Annotated in this window: 3 protein-coding genes; all 3 read left to right on the top strand. The window is 56.0% G+C overall.

The window, feature by feature from the left end; all coding sequences use genetic code 11:
- Positions 1 to 781: MFS transporter (locus RSSM_RS02900; RefSeq protein ID WP_236620899.1), on the top strand; the 781-nt coding region annotated here is incomplete at its 5' end.
- A 123-nt stretch (positions 782 to 904) separates the two neighbouring features.
- On the top strand, positions 905 to 4,759 hold the full coding sequence (locus RSSM_RS02895; protein WP_236620898.1) for a GDSL-type esterase/lipase family protein: 3,855 nt from the start codon (positions 905 to 907) through the stop codon (positions 4,757 to 4,759).
- A 127-nt stretch (positions 4,760 to 4,886) separates the two neighbouring features.
- Positions 4,887 to 7,145 (top strand): sulfatase-like hydrolase/transferase, encoded by a 2,259-nt coding sequence (locus RSSM_RS31430; protein WP_008674280.1) that lies wholly within the window; start codon positions 4,887 to 4,889, stop codon positions 7,143 to 7,145.
- The last annotated feature ends 110 nt before the right edge of the window (positions 7,146 to 7,255 follow it).

Genomic DNA, 7,255 nt, shown 5'->3' with positions numbered 1-7,255 from the left:
CCCGAGTCACCGCGATGGCTGCTGCAAAACGGACCGCAAAGAACAAGCCGAGAAGATTCTTCGCAAGATCGGCGGCGAGGAATACGCGAACGAACAAATCGCATCGATCAACGAAAGCTTCGCCGAAGAAACCTCCAGCCACAGCATCCGTGACCTGTTTGAACCGCGGCTAATGAAGATCATCGGCCTCGGCATCTTCATCGCGATGTTCCAACAATGGTGCGGCATCAATGTCATTTTCAATTATGCCCAAGAGATCTTCGAAGCCGCAGGCTACGACGTTAGCGGGATGATGCTGAACATTGTTATCACCGGCATCGTTAACTTGGTATTCACGTTGGTCGCCATCAACACGGTCGACCGATGGGGACGCCGTCCGCTGATGTTGCTCGGTTCGGGCGGGTTGATGGTGACCTACGCGATCTTGGGATCATGTTACTACTTTGAACTCAAAGGGATCATCGTGCTGGCGGTCGTTTTGACCGCGATCGCCTGCTACGCCATGACGCTCGCGCCGATCACTTGGGTGCTGCTGTCGGAGATTTTCCCAAACCGCGTTCGCGGAACCGCGATGAGCCTGTGCGTCTCGGCACTTTGGATCGCCTGCTTCGTTCTAACCGTGACCTTCAAACCGATCAACGTCGCCCTGGGCGCGTCCGGAACGTTCTGGCTCTACGGGGTCATCTGCCTGATTGGATTCCTGGTTCTTTACGCCCGCGTTCCCGAGACCAAGAACAAATCACTCGAAGAAATCGAACGAGAACTCACCAAATCGAGTTAACGCGTTGCCTCGAACGGTTGACTCATCCTTCCGCACTGAATCGAACCACAATCGATTGAACGTATGAAGCCGAAAACCAGCCTGCTCTTTAACGAACGCATTTGCCAACGAAGTATTGCTGCCATGAATTTTCCTCGCATTATTGCCATCGCTCTCGCATTTCTTTCGACGAGCCTTTGCTCCCAAACGGCGCTCGCAATCGACCTGTCAGGAACTTGGACCGTTCGTATCGATCCCGATGACGTGGGTGTCCAGCAGAAATGGTTTGACCAGACCGGCGGAGAACTGATCCAACTGCCGGGCTCGTTGACGGATGCTCGCATCGGCACACCGCTCGACCTGAAACCGGAACTCACCAAAGAGGTCTTCCATCACCTTCACCCTCACACTCAATACGTCGGCCCGGCCTGGTACTCTCGCGAGATCACGCTGGACCAAACCTGGTCGGGACCGGGTACCGTGCTGCTTCTCGAACGCGTGCTTTGGGAGTCGACCGTTTGGATCAATGGGAAACGCGTGGGCGAACGCAATTCCCTTTCGACGCCGCATCGCTATTCGGTTGGTGAGTACCTCCGCCCGGGGAAAAACGCCATCGTGGTTCGCGTCGACAACCGATCTCAAGTCAACATTGGCGAGATCGGGCACGCCTATACGAACGAAACGCAAACGATTTGGAATGGCGTTATCGGAAAGATCGAACTGAGCCGCGAGGATGAAGCCTCGGTTGCGATCAAGACCAATCCTTTGCGAGTCGCTGTCTCGCAACCTGGACGACTCGAGGTTACCGCGGAACTGTTGTCCGGCGAGCAACAAGAGAAGCTCGCTTGGTCAACGAACGTTACGAAACCCGGTGATGTCACCGTTGGTCTGCCCAAGGATCGTCTGCGGCAATGGTCCGAGTTCGCGCCGAACCTCTATCGCATCACCGCTACCCTTCGCAATCCACGAACCGATTCCGTCAAACGATCGACCATCACAACGGGCTTTCGATCGATCCGAACCGACGGCCGGCGGTTAATCGTCAACGATACCCCCGCGTTCATGCGTGGCACACTGGAGTGCTGCATCTTTCCGAAAACCGGTTACCCGCCGATGCAGACCGGTGAGTCAACAACGTACGGTTGGGACAAGGTATTCAGCACGCTCAAACAGTATGGTTTGAACCATCTGCGGTTCCATTCGTGGTGTCCTCCCGAAGCCGCCTTCGCATCAGCCGACCGACATGGGATCTATCTCCAAGTCGAACTGCCGAACTGGACGTTCAAGATGGGGCAACTCCCTGAGACCGACCAGTACCTGCTCACCGAAGGCGAACGGATCCTTCGTGAGTACGCTCATCACCCTTCGTTTGTTTTCTTCAGTCTCGGCAACGAACTAACCGGCGACTACGAACACCTCGACAAAATGATTGGTCATCTGCGATCGATCGCGCCGCACTTGCTTTACACGAGCACATCCTACTCGTTCTCCAAACGTGGCGCCCTGCCCGGTCCCGAAGACGACTTCTTCATCTCTCAGAAAACGAAGACCGGCTGGGTTCGCGGCCAGGGGTTCCTCAACCAAACCAAACCGACCACCGACAGCGACTACGCCCCCGGCCTCGAATGTCTCGATATTCCGCTGATCACTCACGAAGTCGGCCAGTACAACGTCTACCCAAACCTGGATGAGCTACCGAAATACGATGGCAATCTCAGAGCACTCAACTTTGAAGCGATCCGGGCGGACCTGACGAAAAAAGGTCATCTCGACGATGCACCAAAATACACGAAAGGTTCTGGCAAACTCGCCGCGATTCTCTACAAGGAAGACATCGAGCGTGCGTTGCGAACCGAAGGTCTGTCAGGCATCCAACTTCTCGACCTGCATGATTTCCCTGGTCAAAGCACCGCGACGGTTGGATTGCTCGATGCGTTCTGGGATTCCAAGGGACTTTTGGCTCCGGCCGAATTTCGACGTTTCTGCTCGCCCATCGTGCCGCTGACACGAATGCCGAAACGCGTTTGGCGGGGACAGGAACGTTTTTCTGCGACGATCGAAGTCGCCAACTTTGGCGAAGAACCGCTAGCCAACGCAACGGTTGACTGGATCATCCGTAACACGTCGGGGCAAACGCTAGCCAAAGGCTCGATCGAAAACGTCAACATCCCGCTGGGCAACGGAAATCAAGTCGGCAACGTCGAATTCGAGCTCGCCTCGGTGTCCGAACCGTCCGAACTGCATCTCGCCGTTCGTGTGCGTCCCGATCACACCGGCACAAACAACGCGGCGTCTCAGGCCTATCTCAACGACTGGAATTTCTGGGTCTATCCCGACGGCAACGCTGTCTCCGCCAGCGAAGTTGTGGTGATTCGCCAATACGGCAAACGTTTGTTTGACGCACTCGCGGATGGCAGGAAGGTTCTCTTCCTGCCCGACCGCGAAGAGATCCGCGAACCGCTCGACGGTCGGTTCATCCCGGTCTTTTGGAGCCCGCTGCACTTTCCCAATCAACCCGGTTCGCTCGGAACAGTGATTGCCGACGACCATCCGGTATTCGATCAGTTTCCGACGGCATCCCATACCGATTGGCAGTGGTGGGAATTGTTGGCGACTTCGACGTCGGTCAACGCCGACGAACTCGGACCGGATTTCCAACCGATCATGCAGTTCATCGACAAATACAATCGCAACAGCCTGCCTGCCATCCTGTGGGAAACGCGGGTCGGCGAAGGTTCGCTGATGGTGTGCACGCTCGATCTAGAAACGGACCCACAAAATCGAATCGCGGCCACTCAACTCAAACGGTCGATCCTCGGATATCTGCAGAGCGACCGGTTTGCTCCACGTTCGGAAATGACACCGGTGCAGATCGCCAAATTGTTCCAATCGCGACCTTATCGGGTTCGCCTGGAGAATGGCACGAGCCATCCAGACTTCCCTCTGAGCAACCTGTCCGACAACGACTCAAAAACCATTTGGCATACCGATTGGAGAAGCGTCAAAAACAAATATCCCTACTCGATCGTGTTCGACTTTACGCAACCGATGTCCGTCACGGGAATGAACTATGTCGCTCGCCAAGATAGCACGCGTGGCAAGATTGACGGCTACCGAGTTTCGGTCAGCGAAGACGGCAAACAATGGTCCAACGTGATCGAAGGCAAACAACCTCCGGCGAAGATTCGCTTTGACGAAACGAAACCGATCCAGTCGATCCGTTTTGAGGCAATCTCGGAAGTGAGCCAAGCTCAAAACAGTGCCATCGCAGAACTCGCTCCTGTGTTTGCAGACGGCACCGTCGGCGTCGACGAATTGGGTTTGATCCCGAGCTTCAATCAAGACGCGGACGAAGAAACCCAGCCGAGCGATCCGTTTGCTTCACTCAAAAAGGAAATGCAAATCCATTGGCCGAAGAATCGTTTGATTCGATTCGTCTTTCACGGGCATTCGGTGCCCGCCGGTTACGGCCGCGCCGGGGAAGTTTCGCGGTACGACTCGTACCCGATGCAGTTCCATCGCAAACTTTGCGAAACCTACAATTACGCGACGATCGATCTCGCGATCACCGCAATCGGCGGCGAGAACGCTGTTCGCGGCAACGCAAGATTTGAGCCCGACGTGTTGTCATTGCGCCCCGACGTGGTTTTCATTGACTACAGTTTGAACGACCGCGCCGTGGGGCTGAAGAAGACGGAGGCCGCGTGGCGATCGATGATCGAAAAGTGCCAAGCCGCGGGCGTTCCCGTCGTTTTGCTGACGCCGACTCCGGATTCGCACGAGAACATCCTCGATGAAACCACGATCCTTGCCCGACATGCGGAGCAAGTTCGAAAACTCGCCCGGGAATACGACCTTCCACTGATCGACTCCTACGCGGCATTTCGAAAACTAGTTGAAGGCGGCGAGAACATTGACGACTACCTCTCTCAACCCAATCATCCCAACAAAGCCGGCAACCGTGTCGTCGCTGAATTGATCGGCCCTTGGTTCTGGTAGGAGCCATAATTGGCGTCGCCGGACTCCGCGGAGTTCGGAGAAGCACGGTGCCACCCAATTCCACCACATCCAACGGCACCGAACCGTTCGCCCAACCTCCCAATTGTCATCCTGAGAATTCGACATCATGAACCCAACCCTTTCGCTCCTGCGGTTTTGCATCATCGGTTTTGCCGCCATCCACTTCACCGGAGTTTGCTCCGCGGCCGGACTGAACTTGGCCCCCAAACGTGGCACATCGAACCAGGGCGCCTTTCTGCCGGGCGTCTTCGGCTATCACTACTCGGAACAGGAGATCGAGCGGGTCCGTGGGTCTCACTTCACTCGGTTCCGTTACCCCATCAACGTCGAAACCTGCTTCGACTCTGCTGCACTGGATCGGTTGGCGGCGCTGACCGACAGCCTTGGCAACCGTGGCATTGTCTGCATGTGGGACACCAACGAAGCGGGCGAGGTAGACCACGGCGATGGCCGCACCAACGATGTCGATCAACTAACAAAGGCCTGGAAAAACCTTTATCAGCGATTCAAAGATCGTGATGGACTGCGGTTCGAAATCTTCAATGAGCCGTTCGGATACGATTCGGTGGAAACGTACGTCGCGACGATGCGCTCGGTGATTCAAAACGCCGGCATCCCGATAGACCGCTGCATCATTGACGGAATCGGCTATGCCGAAGACATCCGCTCGGTCGTCGATGCAGGGTGGGACGGCGCCGTCGCTTATCACTTCTATCCGAACTGGTTGCCTGACGGGCAACGGACCGCAGAGAATTATTCGAAATTGATCCTGGACGCTTTTGAGGGTATCGATAACGAAGTCGTGATCACCGAATTCGGTGCCGATCTATCCAGTTTCGATCCTCGACGACAAATGCGCCGGCGAAGTCGACGCCCCGAGGGCCAGCCTGACAAAGACATCGCCGCGTTGGCGGGCGTCGAAGATGCGATCGCCAAGGCGATCGCTCGTGGCCAACACGTCACCGAAACCTACCACTGGCACGGCTGGGACAACCATGATTCCTACAGTTTTTGGAGCGAGCGGAATGCCCTCGGTGCCGAACGCATCAAAGCCATTCAAAGCCTGACGTCGAGCGTGTCGGCCGATCAGCGTCCCAACATCATATGGATCATGGCCGAGGACATCAGTACGGAGTTGTCGTGCTACGGGCATCCCGCGGTGCAAACTCCCAACGCGGATCGACTCGCCGCGGAAGGTGTGCGTTTCACCAACGCGTTTTGCACAGCTCCGTCATGCACGCCGTCTCGAAACGCGATGATCACCGGCGTCTACCAAACCCGCACGGGAACTCAAAATCAACGCATGAAGGTCGACCGTTTGCCCGACGGTATTCGGCCGATCACGCACCTGCTGCGCGACGCGGGTTACTACACGGCACTGGCGTGTGGGTATTCGGGCAAGACCGATGTGATGTTCCCCGCCCCGAATTTGTTCGACGGGAACGATTGGAGCAAACGAGAAAAGGGACAGCCGTTCTTCGCACAGATCACGCTGTATCACTCTCACCGCCAACCCGAGGGCGTCTGGGAAAAGATTCGCTCTCTGTCGAAACACCCGGTCGATCCCGACGCGGTCGAACTGCCGCCCTATTTCCCTGACCACCCGGAATGCCGGAAAGACTGGGCCCAGTACCTGGATTCGATTGAACGCAACGACCTGCAGCTCGGTCAAATTCTCGACCGACTACGCGAAGAAGGGCTCGAGGACAACACGATTGTGATCTTCATGGGCGACAACGGCCGCTGTCACTTGCGAGGAAAATGTTGGTGCTACGACCCCGGTTTGCTCGTCCCGCTCATCATTCGCGATCCACGTCAAAACAGCCAAACGCCTGCGGCCCCCGGTGAGACCTTTGATGGTCTGGTCAGCACGTTGGATATTTCCGCAACGGTTCTCGACCTAGCCGGTATTGAATTGCCAGAATACTTCGATGGCAAAACGCTATGGACCGCCGACCTCAAAGGGCGCAGCCATGTCTTTGCGGCACGCGATTTGATTGATGAGGTGATGGATCATATCCGATGTGTGCGAACACCGCGGTTCAAATACATCCGAAATTACAAACCGGAAATAGGGTACCACGAGTGCGACTACGTGCGTGAGCACCGTCCGATGCTAAGCGTGATCGAACAGTTGGGTGCAGAGGGAAAACTGACCGAGGCCCAACAACTGATTTTGAAGTCTCGCAAACCGACCGAAGAACTTTATGACATCAAAGCCGACCCACACGAACTCAACAATCTCGCCGCTTCGCCGGACCACCGGGAAACCTTAGTCGAACTTCGCGAATTGCTCGACGACTGGATTCAATCCACCAACGACACCGGATTGACCGAAGAACAGCGTTCTCAGGTGATGAAGTAGAACGCGCCGCGTAAGTGAGCCGAATGGCCGTAAGGCCTCGGGTGGAAGCATTGAAAGAGCCTGCGAACCCAACCAGCCCTAAAACCCGAGTGCTCACGCACTTCGGCTCA

Source organism: Aporhodopirellula sallentina SM41 (assembly GCF_000346505.1).
Classification (GTDB): domain Bacteria; phylum Planctomycetota; class Planctomycetia; order Pirellulales; family Pirellulaceae; genus Rhodopirellula; species Rhodopirellula sallentina.
The sequence above is the reverse complement of the archived record's forward strand: the minus strand, read 5'-3'. Positions and strand labels throughout refer to the sequence as shown.